Raw genomic sequence first — 21,467 nt, 5'->3', positions numbered from 1 at the left:
CGCTCCCTGCGGGCGAGGGGGTCCCGGGACGCTGACGCAAGTCCCGGATCGGAGTCGTCAGCCGTTCCACGGTGCCGCCTCCTCATGCTCGGGATCGACGGACTGCGAGGCAGTCCCGTCGTTCGCCGACCCCGAAGACGATGCCGCCTTCTTCGCACGCCTCGACCTCTTCGCCTTCTCTGCCTCTAAGGTATCGGCCGCCTCCTCGGAGAGCCGGTCGTAGAGATCGGGGCTCTGGTCGCGCAGCAGCTCGATGACCTTCTCGTCGATGCGGCGCTGCTCGGCAGCGGCAGCACGCTTGAGCTTGGCGATGCGCTCGGACGCTCGGCGGCGCTCCTGATCGATCAGCACGTCGAGGTTGGTCGTGGTCTTGTTGCTCATGATCTTCTCCTTCTGTTAGTACGGGAGCCGGTCGGCGTCCGTGGGATGTTCGCCGGACGCCATGGACGTCATCCGGCCGAGATACGGGTCGAGCGTGTCGATGGGGAGCATCTGGGACGCCCGCTCGGGCCGGCGGGCGTTGTCCCAGTCACCGCGCGAGACGGTGCCGAGCCCCCACTCGCCGAGCCAGTCGAGCCGCTCGGCGATGGACAGCGAACGGTCACCGAGAGTCGGGATCGTGGCCACGCCCTGGCGATGCGCCATGACGATGGACATCAGCACCGCGCGCTGCGGGGTACTGATGCGGCGGCCCTTACCGTGCGTGTACTTCAGGTTCCAGTCGCGCCACTCAGCGACGGTGCGCAGGCATCCGGTCTCGGCCATCTCGCGGGCGATCTGGCGAGCGCGCAGGCAGTCCTCGACTCGCTCCCACGGCTGCGTGGCGAAGGTCGCCATCTCCTCAACCGAGCCGTCCGGCAGGGGCACCATCTCGGGTGTCATGGAGGACATAACGGGCTGGCGCTTGAGGTCGTAGTCCATGCTGACCGAGCGCTCGACCCGGGACGGCAGGAAGTCTTTCCGGTCCTCCTTGCGTGACAACTCCTGGAACGAGGGGAACCGCGTGTACCCGTTGGGAACCCGACCTTCCCTACTCACGACCGAGGCCAGCAACAGCTCGCGGTCCTCGATACTGTCAGGGAGAATATCTTTCGGTGCCTTGAGGCCGTTGTGAGCGCATACGCCGCCGAGGTCGAGAGAGACGTTCCCGCGCGTTGTGAAGTTCACCAAGTCGGACTGCGCGTGCTTGGTCTCCCAGATGGACGGGTCCCCGGTCAGGGCAACCCGGGCATCGCCGAGCACCTCTTCCAGACCGTAAAGGTCGAGGGCAGCGACCTCGTCCACGGTGGCGTCCGTGATGAAACCGTCGGTCGTCACCGAGTAGACATCCCTACCGTTCTCGCTCAGCTGGTTCATCGTCGCCAACAGCTGCGCCCGGACCAGTGACGTGGTGGTGGCCGCGTGGTAGGGGCTGGACACGGCGGAACCGCCGACGTTGTCCATCTCCTGCGCACGTGCATCCCAGGACCGCTGCTCAGCCACGTCCTGCGCGGTCTTCCCATAGATGCTGTTCACGCCGGTCTTGAGGGTTTGCTCTTCCAGAGATCCCTTGCCGAACAAGGTCTTGGCGGTGTTGCGGTCGTCGATGAGCTGCTTGACGCCATGCCGGAGGGAGAAGCTCGGGCCACCGTCGTGCTGCCGCTCACGACCGAGATAGCCGATCTGGCAGTGCACCTCAGCACCCAGGGTGAGCGCGAGCCACAGCTCCGGGCCGCACACCCATGTCCCGGCGACACCCTCGGATGTGCGCGGGTAGATGAGCGTCCCGTCGGCGACGATGGGCAGGCACGGGTGCAGCACGTTGGTCGGGAACGTGAAGGACACGAACCCGACGAAGGGCGTCGTGGCCGTCGGCACGTCATCAACGGAGAGGGCCCGCTCATGCACGACTTCCTCGATAGCACCGGCCTCCCAGTCGATGTCACGGACCAGCGCCATCGCCGTCGGGTATGCGTTCTGTGCGTCGATGTCCACGGTCGGTACCGGGTAGTAGCCAGGCATCGGGCAGCTGTTGAGACCACCGTGGTACGCACGGGCGAACGCCGACGACAGCTGAGCAGCAGCGCCGTCCAGCGGGTTCCGTCCACGCTTCGCGTAGAAGCTCAGGCGGTCGCCCTCCTCGACAGCCTCGACACCCTCGTCCTCGTCCACCAGCCCGGCGAACAGCCGACGGAACTCGGCCGGAGTGGAGGCACCGAGGTAGGCGCTGCCCGAGTCGACGAGCGCAGCGGCAGCACCACCGCTGAGAGTAATCGGCGGAACGGTGCCGTCGCCCCACAGCCGGGCGAGGTACTCAACGACGATCACCGCGTCGTTGACGCCGTACTCCAGAAACTCCGCGAGGTGTTCACGGCGATAGTCGGTCATCCTGGAGATCCAGCCATCCGGCACGTCGAGCTTCGCGACTCCGCACGCTTCGCCGAGCGCCGCCAACGTCTTCTTCCCTGCCGGAGCCTGCGACATGGTGTCGCGCACGGTCACTGACAGGCTCTGCCACCAATGCCCGTTCTCGTTGCCGCGCTGCGAGCGAAACGGCAGGAGAGTCACGAGGCCACCGGCCGCCGAGGTCAGGCGGACGAGGGGGTCCAGCTCCCGGGACTGACCACCCGAGCGGAACGTCGTCAGGTCGGCAGCGCCGTAGTGGCAGGCGAGGACGAGGGGAACCCTCAGCTTCGCGAGCGCCTCCCGTCGCTCCTCCCAGTCATCCGTCCAGAACACCGAGCGAGGCACGCCGCGCGGACCCACCCCGCTAGGCACCAGAGGGGACCGCCACAGCTCAGCTGCGGCGACTACGGTCCACAGCGCCGTGTGCAGGGAGACGCGCGCGCCGGAGCCCAGCGGCGGCAGGATGACGACCTCGACCATCACCGATGGGTCGAGCGGATCAGGTGCGGCGAGCTGGTAAGAGTCGACGACCCGAGCGCCGCCCACGGTCGTGAACTCGGTGTCGAATCCGACGACGATCCCGGCGCGGCCCGTGCCCATCGCCTTCACCGACGGGAGCTCGCCGAACGCGGTCGTCGGCACCGACATGACCCCTGCGACGGCCCCCGGCGCGGGCGGCGCCCAGCCGGTCGCAGAGCCACGGTCACACGGTCGAAACTCGGGGCTCCCCATAGGGGCTAATGACCGTGCCCGACCATCGCCCTCCTGACCAGGGGAAACGTGCGTCTCGGACGGGTTGAAAAGGTGTGACAGTTCGGAACCGTCACACTCAGTGGCGGGCGTCTGAGACCTCTTCGCCCCGCCGTTCGAGGCGGAGCTGGGCGCACCCGCGCCACCGTTGACCGCTACTCGCGCGCGCCGCCGCACGAGCACCTCAAAGACGATGCCGTGCCGTGCACCATCGGTGATCTCGTGGTGTTCCCAGCCAGGAGCCGCGGCGCTCATGATGCACCGCCGAAGATCGTGCTGAGACGACGAACCTGGGCGTCGCTCAGCGGGGGAGCGGAGGCGGCGAGCCGTTCTGCGGCAACTTCGACGTCCTCGAAGGTCGCGGGCCTGACGGCGACCGCGAGTGCTTCGAGGTCGGTGCGCAGCACCTTGACGCGGGAACCGATCTTGACGGCGGGCAGCCGACCGTCAGCGATCCACTTCCGGAGGGTCTGATACGCGCCGTAGCCGAGCGAGACCGCTTCCTGGAGCGTGATGTAGTGAGTGAGATCGGACGAAGGAGGCGGGGAGTACCCCATGACAACTCCAGACAGCTTGAACTGTCCGGAGACGGGGGAATAGTTGTCCGGCTACTTTCCCGGTCGCCGTGCGCGATGCTCCACTGGGCCCTGTCGGGCCTCCGTGCCTTACGGGAGAAGTCGCTCCCTGCCGGGTCGTCTGTATCTCAATCTCGACGTGGTTCCCGGCGCTACCCGGTGCTGACTATGCGCTGCTCACCACAGCCCACGTGGGGTGATCCCTCTCCAACCACCTTGCGGTCGCGGTGATTAAAGACTTGACGCGATCCTATCTAGTCTGTCAAGTGATGGCAAGTTCGAGTGCTCTGAACGGAAGCAGTGTCCGTAATGCGGTCGAATTCCGCTTCAATGTGTGACCCAGCTTGATCCATGCTGGGTGATATCATGATGTCACCTGATCAGGGAGGTGGTCGTCGTGACGAATGTGCTGATTCGTGGACTCAGTGACGAGGCGGTTGCTCGGATCGACCGGAGCGCCGCGGAGTTGGGCCTGTCTCGCAACGAGTATTTGCGCCGCCAGCTTGAGGTCGATACCACCCGTCCGGCGGTGAAGATCACAGACGAGCACTGGAAGAGGTCGGCTGAGGTTCTTGCTGACCTCGCCGATCCCGACATCATGGCCGACGCATGGCGGTGAGGGGCTGGCTCATCGACAAGTCCGCGCTCGTGCGGATGCAGTTGGGACAGGCAGCGGACTCTGGGAGCTGGAACTCTCGTATCGAACGCGGTCTCGTCCGTTTGTCGACGATCACCAGGCTTGAGGTCGGATTCTCGGTGCGTACCGGGGAGGACGGGCGAATGATCTTCGCGGAGCCTCCGCTGTCGCTGATGCCGATCGAGCGGCTGACACCCTCGATGGAGGATCGTGCATGGGAGGTGCAGATGCTGCTCGCAGACCGTGGCCGGCATCGCGCGCCTTCCATCCCAGATCTCCTCATCGCTGCGACTGCAGAGAAAGCGGGCCTGACGGTATTGGCCGTGGACAAGGACTTCGACCTGATCGCGGAGATCACGGGACAGCCGGTGGAGACGCTCACCCTGCGCTGAACCCGTCATGGTTCAGCTGTGAACGCCTGGCGTTATTGGCGCATCACCATTCATGATGGCTGTGTGGCGAACTCCTCGACTCCCGCCGAAGCCGACCGAACCGAGCCCATCCACCCGGGAGAAATCCTGATGGAGGACTTCCTCGAAGGCTTCGGGATCCTGCAGCGCAAGCTGGCGTCGGCATGAACGACGTCTCGGCGAAGTCGCTCGGCCGATACCCAGGTCTCGAGGGGCGCGTCGCGGTGATCACCGGGGTCAGCAGGCGTCAGGGCATCGGATGCGCGATTGCTGCGCGCCTGGCATCGGCCGGCGCGCATCTGATGCTGGCCCACTACAGGCCTCACGACGAGAGGCAGCCGTGGGGGCCCGACGACATCCCGCACGTGCTGGACGAGATCCGCAGCCAGCAAGTCCATGAGGCTCAGCGGATGGTCGACGTCTCCATCGACCTCGCCGAGGCGGATGTTCCCGCTCGGCTGATGGCCCAAGCGGTTGCCGCCTTCGGTCATGTCGACATCCTCATCTGCAACCACGCGCTGTCGGGCCAGGATGGCCCTATCGGCGAGTTGACCACAGAGATGCTGGACGCCCATTGGGCGGTCAACACCCGCTCCAGTCTGCTTCTCGTCCAAGAGTTTGCCAGGCAGCACGACGGACGCCCGGGAGGTCGAGTGGTCCTCATGACCTCCGGGCAAGGACTGGGGCCCATGCCCGGTGAAATCGCATATGCGGCCACCAAAGCTGCCTTGGCCGGTGTGACGCTCACGCTGGCCGACCAACTGGCCGATGTCGGGATCACCGTCAACACAGTCAATCCCGGCCCGGTCGATACCGGCTACATGACCCCCGAGGTCTTGCGGCAAGTGGCGCCGATGTTCCCGTTCGGACGGATGGGTGAGCCGGACGACCCAGCTCGGCTCGTCGCGTGGCTGGCCAGCGACGACGGCGCCTGGATGACTGGGCAGGTCCTCAATACGGAGGGCGGCTTCGCGCGCTGGCGCAGTCCGGCAACCTGAGAGTGGTGAAAGCCCGCGACCTGAATCAGGTGCCATCGGGGCTGCGACCCACGCGATGAGAACGCGGTCGAGCCATGATGCGGGCCGTGAAGCGTGCCCTAGCAATCGGCGGAGAGTCGCCTCAGCGCGGCGATGGATGAAAACGCACCCCATATTGGCTGATTCCACCCAAACGCGAGGGATACTCGGCTCTGGGGTGCGTTTGTATCCACCTCAACATAGCGCGGCACCTGGACGTTCAGGGCGTGGCCCGGAACTGGGATGAAATGCGTCGTCGGGAAAAATCAACTCTGGTGAGAGCCGGCGGAGTGGTGCCGTGGCAGCGATGGTGATGACTCGGAATGCGCTGGTGGCCGAGGCTGTGAACCCCGTACCCTGAAGCCGCGACTTGCAACGTGAATCCGATCGCGCTCCGCCCGTGTCGAGTTCCGATTCCTTGGTGGGCGGACGTAGGGGTGCGCGATGACGAGGACAGTTCCGGGAGCAGAAGCAGCAGGCACAGCAGATGAGCGGACCCTCCTGCTTGCCTTTCTTGCCCAACACCGCCGGATCCTGCGAGAGACGGTGCTGAAGCTGACGGACGAAGAGTCGCGCCGACGACTCGTGCCGTCCTTGACCACGCCACTGGGTTTGCTCAAGCACGCATCCTTCGTCGAGACGGCCTGGTTCGTGTGCCGATTTGGTGGTCAATCCCGTGCCGATGCCGGAATCCCGGAAACGGTCGACGAGAGCTTCATGTTGGATCCGGCCGACGATCTGCAAAGTTTGGCTCATGCCCATGAAGCCGTCACCGCACGTGCCGATCGCGTGATCGAGAGTTTGAGTCTGGATGACAGTTGTGTGCATCCGGTCATGGGAGAACTCACGTTGCGATGGGTATCGGTGCACTGCATTCGTGAGTTGGCGCAGCATGCCGGACACGCCGAGATCCTGGTCGAGCAGATCCTGAGCGAACGAGAGGCAGCCCTCCGAGGCTGACCCTCGGTGGGCATCATCCGCTCACGGGCATTCTTGCCCTGCTCGTCGACCATGCGGCCGACGCGGGCAAGGAGCACACCTGCGGCGTCGCGCCGCGGGACTTGATGGCTGGCTAACCGCGTTGCCAGAGGTGAATCGGCTCGTGACGCTTTGGGTACTTCAGTACCGGGTCGATCAGGTCATCGAGCTCGGCGAACTCGATGAAGCCCATCGAATCGTCGTCGCGTTCGATCAACGGCCGGACGAAGAGCTCGCGAAGCGCCACGACCTGGTCCGGGATCAGGATCTGCTCGTGTGAGCTCAGCCAGTCGGCGGCGTTCTGGCGCGGGTCACCTTGGCCCAGGTCGTCATCGTCATAGAACTCCGCAACCGTCTCGACCATGGTGACGAAAACGAATCCGGGCAGGTCGGGGGCGAGGCGCAGGTCTTCCTCGTCATCGTCCTGCAGCAGCACCACCGGAACCGAACCACCCTCGGCAGCTCCGGTATGGAAGCAGTAGAGATTGCCGTTGGGTTCCATTCCGAAGGGCAGCAAACCCTCGGCCGGGTCGATGTGCCGGAAATCATTCGGTTCGGCCAGCATCTGCAGCCTCTTGGCGACGTCCCGGGGCTGGAGCACCTCGAAGTCGGTGTTGAAGTGCAGGAACTGACGAGGTGAAACGTCCAACATTCCTTCGTCGGCCAGCGCCAAGTATTGCTTGGGCCAGGTCAGCGAGTACTGGGCTGCGATCTCCCGCAGTTGCGTCGAGCTCTCCATCCCGGGCCTTCCGTCGGCACTCGCGTGCATCGTCAACGTTCCGGATGCTATCCATCCGAAGTGCCGACTCCGGCGTCCATCCCGAGTTTGCGCGTCATCCTGCGCGCCGTCATCGCCCGGTTCCCGGTGACGGCCCGAGGAACGGGAAGGGGTGCGAAGAGCCGCTCCGCCACAGGCGATCAGGGCTGCTGCGCCGAACGCGGCGAGAGAACCCACGGCTTCGGACAGTGCGCCGATGAGGGGAGCTCCCGCCACTTGGCCGATCGCGAGGGCGAGAAAGGGCAGCCCGGCACCGGCGGCCGGGGTTCGGTGATAGATGTCGGTGCCCCAGATCAGCAGCATCCCGGTCAGCGCGACGTAGGCGGCTCCGAAGGCCGCCGCGGCGACCCAGGCGAGAACCGGAAGGGCGGCCAGGAGCACCGTCGCGGCTCCCATGATCAGCATGATCACCGTCCATGCGGTGCGGACACCCACGCGGCGGGTCAGATCGCCCGCCGCGGCGCCCAGGAGGCCGAACGTTCCGAGCAGGATCCACGCGATTGTCGAAGCTGCCTCGTCCAGCCCACCGACGTTGACGAGGACGTCGCGGCCGAACGTCCACACCGCCGAGCTGGCGACTCCCATGAGAATGGCGGCGGCGATCAATCCCACGCTCCCGGACGGCAGCAGCGGACGGGGAAACCCAGCGACCGACTCCCGCCTGGGCGACCGGCCGGAGGGCACGGCAATAGCGACCCACAGCGTCGTCACGGCGCACAGAACCGCGAACACCAACCAGGCGGCACGCCAATCCTCCTGAGTGAACAGGGCGACCGGCCCTGCGGCCGCGACGCCGATGCCGCTACCCGCGTTGATCACCGTTTGCGTCCGGTTCCGGGCCGGCAGGGCCACCGAGTGCGCCACGGCATGCACCAGCGGTGGAGAGGCCACTCCGGTGCTGGACCCGGCGATGAGCACTCCGAGTGCCAGGACGGCAACGTTCGGTGCCACCGCGACCAGGAGGACGCCCGCGGTGGCGATCGTTCCGGCGGCAATGGCCACGGCGCGACCGCCGAAGCGCGGGGTCAGTACCGAGGAAAGCACGATTGCCACGCAGTAGGCCGCGAAGGAGCCGGAGGCGATCGCTCCCACCGCGGTGGCATCAAGTGAGAACTCGAGGCGGAAGGTCGGTACGAAAAGGCCGTAGGCGAAACGGGCCAAGCCGTAGCAGGCAGCGATCAGCGAAAGCCCGGCGCCGGTCAACCAGAGCGTGTGACGGTGGTCGAGCAGCCCGAGCTGATGGTTCTCGATGGTCGCTCGTCTCCGCACACCCATTCCAATCTCACAGACCTGTAAACTATCTTGAGGTTAAGTACACTGACTTGTGAAGTCAATGCGGGAGGGAAGGCGATGTCCGAGGAAGGATCCGACGAGATGCTGCGGGTTCCCGAGTTGACCCCCGGCGCCCGACGCATCCTGGAGGTGGCCTCCGGGCTGTTCTACCGCCGTGGAATCCATGCCGTCGGGGTCGACACCATCGCCGACGAATCCGGCATCACGAAGCGAACCCTGTACGACAGGTTCGGCTCGAAGGAGAACCTGGTCGCGGCGTACCTCCAGGCCCGACACCACCGCTGGTGGCAGCGCATGGAGCAACGGCTCCTCGAAGCGCCGGGGTCGCCGGTGCTGGCATTCTTCGACTCCTATTTCGCCGACTCCGAGGCATCGGATCGGGGTTGCGCGTTCATCAATGCCGCGGCCGAGTTGCCGGTCGACCACCGTGGCTACCGAGTGATCCGGGCGCACAAGCAGGTCGTCCGCCGTCGCATTGCCGAACTCGTCCGACAGGGTCACCCGGAGTTGGTCGATCCGGACACCGTCGCCGACGAGGTGTTCCTGCTCCTGGAAGGTGCGGTCGCCCACCGCGGGATCGAGGGCGACCGGCTCCTCGGAATCGCCCGGGGAAGGGTTGCGGCACTGCTGGACGCATGAGCCTCGGCATCCCCGTGAAGCCGGCTCGTTGTGGTAGGCAAGGGGCATACCTGCAGAAAGCGGGTAGGAGGTAGCGATGCTCACCGAGTTCGTACGAGACCACGCCTTCACCATCGCCTGGTTCGGATTGATGGCCCTGGTGTGGTTCGGATGGGCGCAGGAAGACCCGCCCCGGGGTCGGCGCGCCTGGATCGGTGCTGGATCGGTGCTGGGTCTCGTCCTGGCCGGTGTCTTCGGCTTTGCCGTGTTTCGGCTGTGGGGTCAGGGCACCGCGCTGGCGGGTCGCTATCACTGGTTCGGCATCCTCACCGGCATCGAGGTGCTCGCCGCCGGCGTCGGCTGCGTGTTGCTGTGGCGATGGGGGCGGACGCGCTGGATGGCCTGGTGGGTCGCCCTGGTCGTTGCAGTGCATTTCCTGCCGCTGGCCTGGCTGCTGGACGACCTGTCCCTGGCGCTGCTCGGGCTGATCCAGGTGGGCGGATTGCTGGTGCTGCGCAGCCGACTGGCCCGCGACACCGCCCCTACCAGCCGGGTCGTCGGCCCGTTCATGGGGCTCACCCTGCTGGTGTTCGCCGCGGTCTCCGTGGTGCTCTACCTGGCACGGCACGGGACGACGTTGACCGGCGGAGTCATGCCGAGCCCAGGGTGACCAGATGCTCCGTGTCGGGCGCCACCAGGTGCGGAGCACTCCGAACACCTCTGAGACCAGGTCATCCTCAGGTGCGGTTGCCGTCGAGGGTGTAGGCGGTTGTTTCCTTGAGCCGCTCGGCCAGCCACGTGGGCTCGTCGTCATCGGCAAGCACAAGTCGCCAGTCCTCGGTCGGTGAGCCTTCGGCCTTCCAGATCTTGACGATGACTTCGGGGTTCAGCGCGTCGGCGGGAAATCGGGTGGAGACGACTTCGCACTGTGGGAAGAAGGAACCGCCCGCCCGCGTCACGAACAGGGCGCAGCTTTTGCCGTCGCTGGCCGGCAGGGCCGGTTCGATCACCTGAAACTCCGTCCACACCTCCGAACTGGTCATCACGATGGACACCCGGCCCACCTGCTCCGCGCTCAGCATCTCCGCATCGGCGTGTAGTCGGTTGGCCGCCGCCGGGAGGTCGCCGGCGGCGAAGACCGGAGCCGGTGTGCCGTCCAGACGTCCGGTGGGCTTGCCGTCGTAGCTGCACCGGACGTTCTCGGCGACATGGTCGGCGAAGGTGAAGATCGATCCCCGGGGGTCTTCGCAGTCGGGAACCTCGTCCAAGCGTTGTTCCAAACCGTCGAGATCCAACTGGTCGACCGGTACACCGGGCGGCAGAACGCGGGGGACGGGGGATGAACCCAGGCTGACCGGTTTTCGTTCCTGGGGTCGTTTGAGGTATTCGACCGCAGTCCCGTCGTCCTTGAAGAAGACCGCAGTGACGCGCAATCCCTCGTCCGGGACGCGCTCGACCCAAATCCTGCCGACCTGCTCGCTGCCGGCCTCATCGGCCAGGTCGGCGACAATCCTCGACAGCGACTCCGATCCGAGTTGGCAGGCAGTCACCAGCGGCATCACCAGGGCGCCGAGCATCAAGGCCACCGGCCACCTGAACCTGCTGAAACCCATGGATGAACGATAGGCGTGCACCGGGTCTGTGTGAGGGGTGCATCGCAGGTCTGAGAGGACTCTGGGTGTCGACGAAATTTCTCGCCTCGATGTTGGGGGCTGGATTGCCCGGGCCTACGCTCGAGACCGAAGTCTGTGTCCACAAGGATTCCGCTCGAGTGGAGGAGAAATGGTGAACACGAAGCTGGTGACGAATACCGCCTTCGGGATTGGATTCGCGGTCGCCCTGGCGGCCTGCGCCGCGATCGGCACCATGTCCGGAATGGAGCGGGACGCCAACATCTACGGATCTCCGGCGGATCTGATGTTTCCATGGGTGCTGGCTCTCCCGATTCTGGTGGCGGCCGGCTGGATCGCGTGGGGTGTGGCCTCAAACCGTCGGCAGAACTCACCCTCCCGGTACCAAGACTCCTAACTCACTCTCGCATTGGGCCGGCTGTGGCCCGAAACCGGCGGGTGGGTTGGTGGTTTTGGTACGCCCGGACGGGTCCGGCCCACCCGCACGGCGCTAGGGTGAAGAGGTGCTGCCGCAGAATCCATTCGTCCCCGACGGGTTCCTCCCGCCGACCTCCTTGGTCACCGACCGGTTCGTCCTGACGCCTTTGGGGCCGGAACACAACGAAGGCGATCATGCGGCCTGGATGTCGAGCATCGACCACATTCGTCGCACATCCGGCTACCCGGACGGGAACTGGCCGCCGGAAGAGGGCATGTCCCTCGAGGAGAACCTGGCCGATCTGGTCCGGCACAGCGCCGACTTCGAGGCCGGCAAGGGATTCACCTTCACAGTTCTCGATGCGCCCGATGGTGAAGTGATCGGCTGCGTATACCTCTATCCGCCGGAGGGCCGGGGCGATGTCATCGTCCAGTCGTGGGTGCGCGTCGACCGGGCAGAACTGGACCAGCCGCTTGCCGACGCGGTCGCGCAATGGCTGAAGGACGCGTGGCCCTGGCAGAACCCCGACCGCTGCGGGCGTCCGGACAACTAGGGCCCTCGCTTCAGTCGCTCCACGGGGCGAGTTCGCCGAGCACCTCGTTGAAAGCCTCGGTGCTGGAGGGGTGCGTCCAGATGCCGTCGCGCAGATCCTCGACGCTCGCCCCAAGTCGAATCGCCAGCGCCACCATGTTGATGACCTCCTGCGAATCGGTGCAGAACAGCGTCGTCCCGAGGATCTTGCGGGTCTTGGCGTCGGCGGTGCAGGTGATCACACCGTGGGTCTCGCCCAAGATCTTCGGACGCGGCATCACCGCGATGTTCGCCACCGGCTTGGCGGCATAGAGCACCTCGTGACCGGCGTCCTTCGCTTGTCGCGGAGTCAACCCGACCTGCGCCAACGGCGGAGTCAGGAAGGTGACGTTCGGGACGCCCACCCGGTTTTTGGTCGAGAGCTCACCGGAACCGGTGAGCTGATCCATCACGATCCGGTGATCGTCGTAGCTGATGTAGGTGAACTGCGGGCCGCCGTTGACGTCACCGGTGGCCCAGATGCCCTCAACATTCGTGCGCAGGTGCTCGTCGACCACGACGAAACCCCGGTCGTCGGTCTCGATGCCGGCCGCTGCCAGATTGAGTGTGGCCGTCGCCGGCGTCCGGCCGGTGGCCAGAAGCACCGCGTCGCAGGTGAAATCACCCTGGGAGGTCACCACCCGCAACCCTTGGTCGGTCTGCTCGATCCGCTGCGCCTCGGCCTCGTTGATCAGCGTGATTCCGCGATCGTCCAGCAGGGAGACAACGGCCTCGGCGACTGCGGGTTCGGCGTCGGGAAGCAAAGCCGGGGCGTGGTTGAGCAGGGTGACCTCGGCGCCGAAGTTGTTCATCATCGAGGCGAACTCCAGGCCGATGAAGCCGGCTCCGATCACACACAGCCGCTTCGGAAACGGATCTGCGTGCTGAATGGTGGTGGAGTTGTACACGCCCGGCAGGTCGACCCCGTCGATATCGGGCAGCCTGGGGGAGGAGCCGGTGTTGATCACGATCCGGGCGGCGGACACCTGCACCGGACCGGACGAAGTGGCGACCTCGACCTCGTGCGGACCCACGAACCGGGCCTCGCCGTCGATGATTTGCACCGAGCCGTCCAACATGTCGTAGTTGGCTTGGTTGAGTTTGCCGATCAGGGCGTCCCGATCGCGGACGGCCCCGGCGAACCAAGCCGCCGGATCATCATCCGGGCGTCGCTGTTCGGCCGAGACCACCAGATCCTTGGTCGGGACGCAGGCCACGTTGATGCAGGTGCCGCCATACATGCCGGGATCGCGCTCGACGATGGCAACGTGATGACCCTGGGTGGCGTAATTCTTCGCGATGGTCTTGCCGGCCTTACCCCAGCCGATCACCAGCAGGTCGACGTCGATCTTCTCGGTTGCGGTGCCCTCGCTATTCATGTGGCAACACTACTGCGGGGTTGTGGGCGTCCGGGCAGGCCGTGGTGTCCACCAACCGGTGGATGATCGCCAGCGGAGTCGAGGCCGACATCAGGAGAGATCCTTGCCGGGCTGCTAGTCCGTGGGAGGCGCGCTGAGATCCAGTCGTAGCCGTGCCAACTCCTCCGGGGTCACCCCCACGAGCTTCTTCTCGACCAGTTCCAGCATGTCTTCCTGGCGGGGCTGGCCGAAGGTCAGGCGGTACAGCGCCACCTTTTTCTTGACGCTCTCGAGATGCTCCTGATCGATGCTCAGCGGCAGCGGCGCGACGTGGCGTTCGATCTTGGCCGGGCCGGGGTAGACCCAGTGCGGGGCGAACGCACCCAACTCGGGACGCGCCGTGGCGGCGATCCGGTAACCCGCCTCCCACGGGTTGTCGGACGGGCTGGTGAGCATCTCGGCACCGTGGTGTTCGGCCACGTTCTTGCGTACGGCGTGACCCTCGTACCGGTCGACCCGACCCTCGCGCTGTTCGAAGTCGACCGGATTGTTCGGCGTGTTCCAATGCAGCAGGGCGTGGCTCCACCAGTGCAGGTCGACGCCTTCCTGCCCGATGCTGGTCGAGGCGAGCACGAAGGGCCAGAACGGACTGTTGAAGGCCTGCCGCACCTGGGGCATCCGGACGCCGTCGCTCGCTGCGGCGTCGTCGCGGCTTCCGAACCGCAGCGCGAAACGGGCATTCATCCGCACCGGCTGATCGGGGTGGTCGGGGTCGAAGATCTGGTAGGTCGATGGGCGCAGGGTGATCGCCTCCACCGCCGCGTCCACGATCGCGAGCAGCTTCTCGTCGGTGCCCGCGCCACCTTCGGCCACCGCCAGGTGATGGAGGTACTCGTCCAACACCGACTGAAGATTGCCCCACTCGCAGTACTGCAGAATGCGGCGCCAATAGTGCGGAGCCCTGGGCATCCGAAGCTGGTCGAGGAGACGGGAGGTCTCGGGACGAGTGAAGAGCGAACGCAGGCCGAGCGACAACCTGACCGCTGCCCGCCAATGGCCCTCATCGGTGATCGCATTGTCTTCGGAGCGCAGCCGTCCCACGGCCCGGTAGGCGATATTGCCGGGCGAATGCGCGGCGACCTGGGCCAGCGTGGCGAGGACGGCGGCCGTGACGGGTCGATCCTGAGCACTGCCCCTGACCTCGAAGGCCATACTCACATGGCGCTGCACACCGGCGGCCCCGTCCCTGCTGTCCTTGGCCTCCTCATCGGTGTGGGCGAAGTAGCTCCTGGCCGCAGCTTCGTCGACTCCTGCGGGGAAGGAATCCTCGCGGCGGAAGGCTTCGAACCAGAAGGATGCGGGGGCATCGCCGGAGCGGTTGTTGACGTGGACGGCTCGGAGGGCCGCCGCCACCTCTGCGCGCAGATCGTCAGCCGACACTTCGCCGCCGGCGCGCCGTGCCGCGGCTCGGGGATCGCCGATCGCAGCCAAACCCGGCATCGGCCAGAACACGCCGAGGGTGCTCATGCTGTCGGGTCGGCCTTCCGACCGGTTGAGGCGGAACTGCAAGCGACCGGCCCGGGTCAGCCGATCCCGTTCGCGCTTCTCGGGGGTCAACCTCGCGTAGGGCTTCCCCAACATGACCCGGTTTGCCTCATAGCTCAGCAGGGATGCGATGGCCGTCGGCGTCGCGCCCCAGAAAGAGAAGATCAACAGCTTGGTCGCATCGCGCACCTTCTTGAACGGGCCCCCGGGCCGGAGGTAGGGCAGTGATGGTGGCAGCCACAACAGCTTGGCCCACCCTTCCCCGATGGTCAGGTCGTGGACGTGTTGCAGCCGGGCATCACCCATCGGCACTGGCTGAAGTCTGGACATGGCCTTCACATCGAGGCGCTGGGTGCGGTCGAGAATCCTGCGCGTTTCGGCCGCCGTCGTCGGGTCGCCGAGTGCCTGCTTCACCTTTTCGCCGACCTTGTAGCCGCTCATGAAGTTGACGAAGTACGGCACGGCCTTCCAATAGCCGATGCTCATCGGTGCGCCCACAAACCGGGCGAGTTCTCGCAAGGCCACGAAGCCGGTGATCTCATCGGGTGAGGGTGCAGCGATCTCGCCCAACACCTCGGTGGTGAGCTCGACCTCCTCGCCGCTGGGACGCTCGGTGCGCACCATCACCTGCAACATCTCCCGACGCACCCGTTCGGCCAGATCGTGGGCCGGCCCGCCGCTGATCAGGGCCTCCCGGTAATCGGCGAGTGCCTGTCGAATCCGGCCCGCCGGATCGGTGGGGTCACCGTCGGCGAGAAACCCCACCACCTCCAGGAAGTCACGATGGTGGTCGTCACCGATCACGCTCTCTTCCTGGTAGGTGAAGGGCTTGAACGGAGTGGCCGAGAGCATCAGCACCTTCGCGCGATCACCGGTACCGTCCTCACCCTGGCGGAAGTCGAACAGATGGTGAGCAAGCTCGCCCGCCTCGGAGTCGCGATTCAGTAGTTCTCGGAAGCGCTGGAACTCATCGAGGATCACCAGATCGGGGGTGAGCAGGCGGACGCTCTCGCGGGCCAGGGTCGCGCGCAGCTCGGCGATCAGTGACCACTTGACGTTCCAATCCTCCTCGTTCTCGTCCATCGCGCGCGCCATCCGCTCGATCAGGGACGGCCCGTCGCCGGTCGGCTTGCGGATCGCATCGAGAAAGGCGGTGCGGGTTCCTTCGTGAACCTGCCCACCCAACTCGGCGCGCAGGTTGTTCACGCAGCGCTCGAAGTTCTCGACGGTGGCCACATTGCCTTGCAGAACCTTGTGGGCCGCACGGTCGCGGGCGGCACTTGGCGGGCCGAGTTCCGCAGCCTGCTCCATCAGCAACCAGAGCATGGCCCGCTCTTCGGCCTTCCCCGACCGGAAGCCGGTGGAGAAAGAGGTTCCCGGAGTGAAGGAGACCAGGTTGACCGAACGTGGGCGACCGGCGACCTGGACGGGCGGGAAGCGGCGGGAATGCTTGGCCAGCAGGGTCAACCGACTCGCGACCGTGTGTTGTGGGCCGCTGGTCACGTCCAGCTTGCGCAGGTTCTGCTGGGCCAGGTCTGCGTTCGAACAGATGTAGACGATGTCGATTCGGTCGACACCGGGGTCGTGTTGCAGGCGCTCGATGACCCGGGCGATCACGCCACGAGCCACCATCGTCTTGCCGAGCCCGGTCTGATCGGCGACCAGAAAGCGATCGACTCCGTCGGGGGAGTAGAGCCGATCCATCACGTGGGCGACGCTGTTGCGCTGAAACCGGGTGAGCTTTCCCAGCACCTCGGCGGCCGAGAAGTTCTGGTTCATCGGGTCTCCCTGGCGAGCCTTCTGCGGGCCTCGGCGACGTTCGCCCACAGTTCCTCGAAGCGTCGCGGCAAGACTTTGGCGCCCTCCTCGGTACTTTTCAGGCTGGTCACCAACTCGTTCACCTTGTCGATGGTCGCGGGCTTGTTCGCCAGCGCCAGTACCAACTCCTCGAGCAGACCGGACCATCCCTCGGACCCCGACCCGAAGTAGGCGCCATCGTCGGCGCCGTCGAGCAGGGCGAACCATTCCCCGGAGCCGTCGGCGAAACCGAGCAGCAGCATCACGAAGTGGATGAACTTCTCGGGGGTGTCGATCTGCCGGGCGAGCACCTCGTCCAAGCGATCGGGCGGATCGTTGAGCAGGGGTGCATGGACCACGCTCGACAGCGTTTCGCTGTCTTCGGTCAGCTCGACCACGACGAACGGCGTGATATCGCACAGCGGGACCTCGGTGAACCTCACCTCCAACGGACGGTTCGGATCGATCGACACCGCCACCCCGGGGCGGGTGAGCAGGGACACCGAAGCCGTCATCCGGCTCGGGATCCCGAGCACCTCGCTGCGGCGTTTGTTGCGCAACAGCAATTCGAAAGTGTCGCCCCGGCTGGTCACCGCTATCTCCAACGCGATCGATGCAAGCCGGCGCAGGACGTTCTTCAACTGCCGCAGTGGGTCTTCGGTGTCGTCGACCTCCGTTTTACCGGCGTAGGGCTCCAGATAGTCGCGCAGTGGTGCCTCGGGGCCGATTACCTGGCTGATACCGGTTCGGCGCACGGTGCCCACCAGTTCGACGGCGAACTCGACATTGCCGCCGAAAGCCGCCGCGGTGGCATTCGGTGAGCCGATGAAGGTGTGCGCGCGGGGAAACCGTTGGGCGATCACGAGCTTGGCGTGCAGCCCGTCCCGATCGACCGGCACAGTGCGTCCGGGCGCCTCGGCGTCGTCCTCGAGGTCGTGCTCGAACAGGCTCGCGGCCGAATCGAGGACGTAGACCCGATCCCCCTTGGACGTCGCCCGACCCAGTTCCCCGTCGGGGATGGTGTCCAGGGCCTCGGGCCGCGACACGATGGTGATGTCCCGGCTGCCCGGGGTCAGGTGGCGCAGTCCCCGGGCGTCCATGAAGGGTGCGACAACCAGGTGACGGGTGCCGCCGAAGTCCGCCCGCGGGGTGCTGTCGGTGCCCCACAGGTGGAAGCACAGTTCTTCGACGTCGGGCGGTAGCTGCCACTCGATGGTTTCGGCAGCGGCGGCCAGCCGGCGGATGCGCCTGCGTCGGGTCGGGTCCAATGGCGTGACCACGTGGTCGGGCAACCAGCGCAGCAGGGCAGCCAGGTCGCGGTTCTCGTCGCGGGGCGATGAGGTGGGGATGCCGTCGAGGGTGACCGCGAGATCCCACGCCGTGGAGTCGACGAGGTTGCGAGAGGTGCACAGCAGCCGATAGCGCTGTTCGCCGGCGTCGTTGACATAGCGCAGGAACCACAGCTTGGGGTGGAACAGAAAGCCCGGGTTGGGCTGGACGGGGTGCACCATCGGTTCCAGGCACGCCATCAGGTCGGAGGCCTGTTCGGGTACCTCGATCTGGCCCGGCTGACAGAAGATGTCGACGATGTCGGCACACTCGCGCACCGAGGAGAGCACCGCGACGGGGTCGGCCGTCGCGGAGATGTCGCTCGAGGCGAAGGCGAGGGGTGGCACCAGAGCCGTGGTCAGGGACAGGGTGAAAGTCGTCACCACAGCGGCCTCGACCCGAAAACCGGCCGGGGGACGGAGTTGGTTCAGCAGCACGACCCGCGAATCAGGCTCCAGCATGCGCACCGTCCGAAGCAGTGATGCTCTGCTGAATATCGGTGAGCACCTGCCGCACCTGCGGCCACCGGAAACTCAGGTCGGCGGGCATCGACTCCCCGCCCCAGATTCCCAACAACTTCTCGTTGGCCAGGCGCGCCTGACCGCGCTTGACGCTCTTCTCACGGTACGCGATGAGTTGGGCGGCCCGGCTGCCGTGGTCGAGGGCGAGGTGTGCCTGACCACCGGCCACGAGCCTTGCCCAATCGCGGACGAACCGCTCCGTCCGGGGTGCCACGCGTGGATTCGCCCGTCGCACCAGCTCCCAGAAATCCTCCAGATTCCATTCTTCGAAGAGCTCGGACGGGCTGCCGAGGTCGGTCAGCCAGTCGCGGTACTTCTGCTCGTAGCCGTCGATGCTCTCGCAGGCCCGGTTGAAACCGGCCGCCAGATAGGCCCGCGCGGTGAGCACGTTGTACAGGCGGGTCGCCCCGGCGATGAGCTTGGAGAAACGGCGAGCATGGTCGAGTTCGGCAAAACCCGCAGCATGGCGATCGACTTTGCTGTCGCGCCAGGGCATCGGGCTGGCATCGTCCAGTGGGTCGGGGTCCTGGGCGAGGGTGGCCAGCAGGGTGCCGTCGGTCGTGGCGATGATCCGCTCCTGCAACCACGCGGCTTCGGCATGGGTGAGGGAGAGTCCTCCCGGCAGTTGCCAGGGAAGGTCCACCGGTCGCGGCGGAAGGGTGGGGTGCCAGTCGGAGGGTGAGCGCCGCACCGGGCCCTCCCCGTCGGTGAGCGGGACGGGTCCGGTTGAGCGCAACCGGCGCGGGTCGACGTCACGCAACAGAATTCCCCAGCGCACCAGGGCTCGCCAGAACATCGCCGACGGCAGGACGCGCACTGTGTGGCCCGCGCGGCGTCCGATGATCCCGTCCTCATCGGGGTGATCCCGTTTCAGGTGGGCGGCCAGCGTGCGTTCGTGGTTCTGGGCGAGGGCATGCAGCTCTTCGGGGGAGTGGTGCTTGCCTTCTGCGGCCTTGAGGTAACACCAGGGAATCAGCAGGAAATAGCGGGCCCGGGTGTGCAGGGTCGAGGTGCCGGGAAAGAGGGTGTCGCTGAGGGCATCACGGATCGGTCCGATGCCGAGCTCGTCCAGGCTCTGCTTCTGCGAAAAGAGACTGAGCATCTCGCGGGTTTTGCGCTGTTCCTCGGGCGAGGTGTCGAGCCAAGCGATGGAGGACATCCGAGAACTCACCACTACCCGGCAGAGCGAGGCCATGCAGCACGACACGAGCCCCCGGCCGCGGTGTACATCGACGCCTCCTGGAATCTGCCGACCCGAAACTATTCCGACCAGCGTAGTGATCTGTGCCGGAGCCGGGTCGGGCGGGGGCGACGCACTGTGGGCCCGTCGATGCAAACGAAGCGGCTGGGGGGAGCGCTGCAATGATCCGAGATCGCCGAGCCCCTCCCGGTCGGGCTGGTACCCAATGCCAACCCAGACTGGGGCTCGCGTCCTTCGGGTGTCAGCAACCCCCGAAATCACCCTCGCTGTACTTGCGCAGGCTGATCGACTGAACCTTGTCCTGATCGGCGATGTCCTTGTCGGAGAACTCGGCACTGCGGAAGACGAGCTCCACCTCGCCCTGGCGCTGGCTGTAAACCTTGAAAGGCCCACCGTTGCCGTTCTTGGTCACCTGCTCGGCCTCCGGGTGCTTGCTCTTGACATCGGCGAAGGTCATGCCGGGCAGCACTCCACCGAAGGTTTCGGGGGCGTTCGGGTCTCCGCTCGGGTACTCGGTCAGGGTGATATCGATCAGCGGCGAATCGGGCATCTTGGATTCGTCGTCCAGGGTGAAGGCGATCCCCATCTCCTCATACATACCGGTGGCCGCGTAAATCTCACCGCATTCGCCGGCTTCCTTCTTCGCGACCGCACCCTTCTCGGCAAGGTCGCGATCGCCGAGTTTGATGTCGCCGAGACCCTCGAACGTCAGGACGAACTCGCCGCTGGGGCTGGTCGACTCGGCGGGGGATTCGGTGGCCGACTCGGTGGTGGACGGCTCGGGGCTGTCGGCCGGAATGGTCTCCTGCGGGGTCGATGCCGGCGCGGTGGGGGAGGCCTCGGGAGTCTGACCGGTCTCGGGGGCATTCCCGCTCGCACACGCAGTCGTCAACGACAGCAGGACTACGACCAAGCCTGTGCCGAGGGATTTCACTGCCGACTGACTATTCATCACGTGCTCCTTCGTCCTGGTGGTGATCAGAGCGCCAGGTTCGGCCCGGCGCACAATCAGGACATGTCCGGCCAACCGCCGGTTTCTACTTCGGCACCGGGATCGTTACCGTTTCGCCACCGTAACCATTCGCCTTGTCCCGACCTTCCACGACGACCTCGGTGACATCGTCGGGAATCTCGAACGGGCCCCGCTGGCGGGTGAACGGCTGCTCGTTGGCATGGTCGTGGGCCAGCTCGTGTTCGGCCAGGACGGTGCCGTCCGGGGTCTTCACCCGCCACCCGTCGGCGTAACGCTCGGGGGTGTCGTAGGGCGAGGAGATCGTCACGTCGATCATGAACCCATCACCCTGTTTGGTGAGCTTGGCCTCGATCACGTCGGGGAACTTCTGCTCCGCATCGCCGGCAGGTGGCGCACTCGACCGGGTTTCGTCCGGTGTCTGCGCCGGCGTGGAGTCATCCGGGGCGCCTGCACAGGCACTGATGAGCAAGATCAGGGCTCCGAGGATGGTGAGGACGCGCAGGTTTCTCATGGTGACCGATGGTAACGATGCGGATACCTCACTCCGGTCCGGCTCCGGGGCGTCGGGGTGTCGAGCGGGGTAACGGGACGCCAACGTCGGGTGAAGATGCGTGCGTTAGCGGGGGTCAAAGTAATCAATAATTTAGTTTGACGGTTGAAGTATTGCCCCGAGACCTACTTGTG

General features: G+C 65.8%; 20 protein-coding genes. 9 read left to right on the top strand and 11 right to left on the bottom strand.

All coding sequences use genetic code 11. From position 1 onward, the window contains the following. Positions 1-57: 57 nt before the first annotated feature. The 3 genes from ACR4XW_RS02300 to ACR4XW_RS02290 form a co-directional block, all read right to left on the bottom strand. Positions 58-381, bottom strand: a complete 324-nt coding sequence (locus ACR4XW_RS02300; protein WP_434758893.1) for a hypothetical protein — start codon at positions 379-381, stop codon at positions 58-60. A gap of 15 nt (positions 382-396) precedes the next feature. After that, the gene (locus ACR4XW_RS02295) at positions 397-3,033 is read right to left on the bottom strand and encodes a hypothetical protein (protein WP_434758892.1); all 2,637 of its coding nucleotides are present in this window, start codon (positions 3,031-3,033) and stop codon (positions 397-399) included. Between the two features lie 353 nt (positions 3,034-3,386). Continuing rightward, on the bottom strand, positions 3,387-3,692 hold the full coding sequence (locus ACR4XW_RS02290; RefSeq protein WP_434758891.1) for a helix-turn-helix domain-containing protein: 306 nt from the start codon (positions 3,690-3,692) through the stop codon (positions 3,387-3,389). A gap of 415 nt (positions 3,693-4,107) precedes the next feature. Here ACR4XW_RS02290 and vapB point away from each other — a divergent pair, with 415 nt between their 5' ends. The 5 genes from vapB (at position 4,108) to ACR4XW_RS02265 (ending at position 6,733) form a co-directional block, all read left to right on the top strand. Further along, positions 4,108-4,329 (top strand): type II toxin-antitoxin system VapB family antitoxin, encoded by a 222-nt coding sequence (gene vapB / locus ACR4XW_RS02285; protein WP_434758890.1) that lies wholly within the window; start codon positions 4,108-4,110, stop codon positions 4,327-4,329. After that, on the top strand, positions 4,320-4,739 hold the full coding sequence (locus tag ACR4XW_RS02280; RefSeq protein WP_434758889.1) for a PIN domain nuclease: 420 nt from the start codon (positions 4,320-4,322) through the stop codon (positions 4,737-4,739). Before vapB ends, ACR4XW_RS02280 begins: the two co-directional genes overlap by 10 nt. Before the next feature lie 18 nt (positions 4,740-4,757). Beyond that, positions 4,758-4,925, top strand: coding sequence for a hypothetical protein (locus tag ACR4XW_RS02275; RefSeq protein WP_434758888.1), 168 nt, complete (start codon positions 4,758-4,760; stop codon positions 4,923-4,925). After that, positions 4,922-5,755, top strand: coding sequence for an SDR family oxidoreductase (locus ACR4XW_RS02270; RefSeq protein ID WP_434758887.1), 834 nt, complete (start codon positions 4,922-4,924; stop codon positions 5,753-5,755). The genes ACR4XW_RS02275 and ACR4XW_RS02270 overlap by 4 nt, the downstream gene beginning before the upstream one ends. Before the next feature lie 462 nt (positions 5,756-6,217). Further along, positions 6,218-6,733 carry a DinB family protein gene (locus ACR4XW_RS02265; protein ID WP_434758886.1) on the top strand — a complete coding sequence of 172 codons (516 nt, stop codon included), beginning with the start codon at positions 6,218-6,220 and terminating at the stop codon, positions 6,731-6,733. A 112-nt stretch (positions 6,734-6,845) separates the two neighbouring features. Here the strand turns inward: ACR4XW_RS02265 and ACR4XW_RS02260 are convergent, their stop codons facing one another. After that, complete coding sequence (locus ACR4XW_RS02260) at positions 6,846-8,798, bottom strand: MFS transporter (protein WP_434758885.1); 1,953 nt, start codon at positions 8,796-8,798, stop codon at positions 6,846-6,848. Positions 8,799-8,879: 81 nt separating this feature from the next. Here ACR4XW_RS02260 and ACR4XW_RS02255 point away from each other — a divergent pair, with 81 nt between their 5' ends. Beyond that, complete coding sequence (locus tag ACR4XW_RS02255; protein WP_434758884.1) at positions 8,880-9,461, top strand: TetR/AcrR family transcriptional regulator; 582 nt, start codon at positions 8,880-8,882, stop codon at positions 9,459-9,461. A 76-nt stretch (positions 9,462-9,537) separates the two neighbouring features. Next, the gene (locus tag ACR4XW_RS02250) at positions 9,538-10,110 is read left to right on the top strand and encodes a hypothetical protein (protein ID WP_434758883.1); all 573 of its coding nucleotides are present in this window, start codon (positions 9,538-9,540) and stop codon (positions 10,108-10,110) included. A gap of 67 nt (positions 10,111-10,177) precedes the next feature. On the opposite strand, the gene ACR4XW_RS02245 is transcribed toward ACR4XW_RS02250, so the two are convergent. Next, positions 10,178-11,053 carry a hypothetical protein gene (locus ACR4XW_RS02245; protein WP_434758882.1) on the bottom strand — a complete coding sequence of 292 codons (876 nt, stop codon included), beginning with the start codon at positions 11,051-11,053 and terminating at the stop codon, positions 10,178-10,180. 172 nt (positions 11,054-11,225) lie between these two features. Between ACR4XW_RS02245 and ACR4XW_RS02240 the strand changes: the two genes are divergently transcribed. Together ACR4XW_RS02240 and ACR4XW_RS02235 are read left to right on the top strand one after the other, a co-directional pair. After that, a complete protein-coding gene (locus ACR4XW_RS02240) occupies positions 11,226-11,468 on the top strand; it encodes a hypothetical protein (RefSeq protein ID WP_434758881.1) in 243 nt (80 codons plus the stop codon). 106 nt (positions 11,469-11,574) lie between these two features. Next, positions 11,575-12,042, top strand: coding sequence for a GNAT family N-acetyltransferase (locus tag ACR4XW_RS02235; RefSeq protein ID WP_434758880.1), 468 nt, complete (start codon positions 11,575-11,577; stop codon positions 12,040-12,042). A gap of 10 nt (positions 12,043-12,052) precedes the next feature. Here ACR4XW_RS02235 and ACR4XW_RS02230 read toward each other — a convergent pair whose 3' ends face one another. The 6 genes from ACR4XW_RS02230 to ACR4XW_RS02205 form a co-directional block, all read right to left on the bottom strand. Next, on the bottom strand, positions 12,053-13,438 hold the full coding sequence (locus tag ACR4XW_RS02230) for an FAD-dependent oxidoreductase (RefSeq protein WP_434758879.1): 1,386 nt from the start codon (positions 13,436-13,438) through the stop codon (positions 12,053-12,055). A gap of 114 nt (positions 13,439-13,552) precedes the next feature. Continuing rightward, the gene (locus ACR4XW_RS02225; RefSeq protein WP_434758878.1) at positions 13,553-16,741 is read right to left on the bottom strand and encodes a P-loop NTPase family protein; all 3,189 of its coding nucleotides are present in this window, start codon (positions 16,739-16,741) and stop codon (positions 13,553-13,555) included. Next, on the bottom strand, positions 16,738-18,549 hold the full coding sequence (locus ACR4XW_RS02220; protein ID WP_434758877.1) for a phospholipase D family protein: 1,812 nt from the start codon (positions 18,547-18,549) through the stop codon (positions 16,738-16,740). The genes ACR4XW_RS02225 and ACR4XW_RS02220 overlap by 4 nt, the downstream gene beginning before the upstream one ends. Continuing rightward, a complete protein-coding gene (locus tag ACR4XW_RS02215) occupies positions 18,536-19,768 on the bottom strand; it encodes a DUF6361 family protein (protein WP_434758876.1) in 1,233 nt (410 codons plus the stop codon). The genes ACR4XW_RS02220 and ACR4XW_RS02215 overlap by 14 nt, the downstream gene beginning before the upstream one ends. 283 nt (positions 19,769-20,051) lie before the next feature. Continuing rightward, on the bottom strand, positions 20,052-20,762 hold the full coding sequence (locus tag ACR4XW_RS02210; RefSeq protein ID WP_434758875.1) for a hypothetical protein: 711 nt from the start codon (positions 20,760-20,762) through the stop codon (positions 20,052-20,054). 85 nt (positions 20,763-20,847) lie between these two features. After that, a complete protein-coding gene (locus ACR4XW_RS02205; protein ID WP_434758874.1) occupies positions 20,848-21,294 on the bottom strand; it encodes a hypothetical protein in 447 nt (148 codons plus the stop codon). Between the last annotated feature and the right edge of the window lie 173 nt (positions 21,295-21,467).

The organism is Pseudenemella bisphenolivorans (genome assembly GCF_051133435.1).
Classification (GTDB): domain Bacteria; phylum Actinomycetota; class Actinomycetes; order Propionibacteriales; family Propionibacteriaceae; genus JAAYAO01.
Note: the sequence above shows the minus strand (reverse complement) of the source record. Positions and strands in the feature narration are given on the sequence as shown.

Coding starts and splice junctions, on each gene's coding strand:
- ACR4XW_RS02300 (WP_434758893.1), bottom strand. CDS start 381: ATGAGCAACAAGACCACGACCAACCTCGACGTGCTGATCGATCAGGAG.
- ACR4XW_RS02295 (WP_434758892.1), bottom strand. CDS start 3,033: ATGTCGGTGCCGACGACCGCGTTCGGCGAGCTCCCGTCGGTGAAGGCG.
- ACR4XW_RS02290 (WP_434758891.1), bottom strand. CDS start 3,692: ATGGGGTACTCCCCGCCTCCTTCGTCCGATCTCACTCACTACATCACG.
- ACR4XW_RS02280 (WP_434758889.1), top strand. CDS start 4,320: ATGGCGGTGAGGGGCTGGCTCATCGACAAGTCCGCGCTCGTGCGGATG.
- ACR4XW_RS02270 (WP_434758887.1), top strand. CDS start 4,922: ATGAACGACGTCTCGGCGAAGTCGCTCGGCCGATACCCAGGTCTCGAG.
- ACR4XW_RS02265 (WP_434758886.1), top strand. CDS start 6,218: ATGACGAGGACAGTTCCGGGAGCAGAAGCAGCAGGCACAGCAGATGAG.
- ACR4XW_RS02255 (WP_434758884.1), top strand. CDS start 8,880: ATGTCCGAGGAAGGATCCGACGAGATGCTGCGGGTTCCCGAGTTGACC.
- ACR4XW_RS02250 (WP_434758883.1), top strand. CDS start 9,538: ATGCTCACCGAGTTCGTACGAGACCACGCCTTCACCATCGCCTGGTTC.
- ACR4XW_RS02245 (WP_434758882.1), bottom strand. CDS start 11,053: ATGGGTTTCAGCAGGTTCAGGTGGCCGGTGGCCTTGATGCTCGGCGCC.
- ACR4XW_RS02230 (WP_434758879.1), bottom strand. CDS start 13,438: ATGAATAGCGAGGGCACCGCAACCGAGAAGATCGACGTCGACCTGCTG.
- ACR4XW_RS02225 (WP_434758878.1), bottom strand. CDS start 16,741: ATGAACCAGAACTTCTCGGCCGCCGAGGTGCTGGGAAAGCTCACCCGG.
- ACR4XW_RS02220 (WP_434758877.1), bottom strand. CDS start 18,549: ATGCTGGAGCCTGATTCGCGGGTCGTGCTGCTGAACCAACTCCGTCCC.
- ACR4XW_RS02215 (WP_434758876.1), bottom strand. CDS start 19,768: ATGTCCTCCATCGCTTGGCTCGACACCTCGCCCGAGGAACAGCGCAAA.
- ACR4XW_RS02210 (WP_434758875.1), bottom strand. CDS start 20,762: ATGAATAGTCAGTCGGCAGTGAAATCCCTCGGCACAGGCTTGGTCGTA.
- ACR4XW_RS02205 (WP_434758874.1), bottom strand. CDS start 21,294: ATGAGAAACCTGCGCGTCCTCACCATCCTCGGAGCCCTGATCTTGCTC.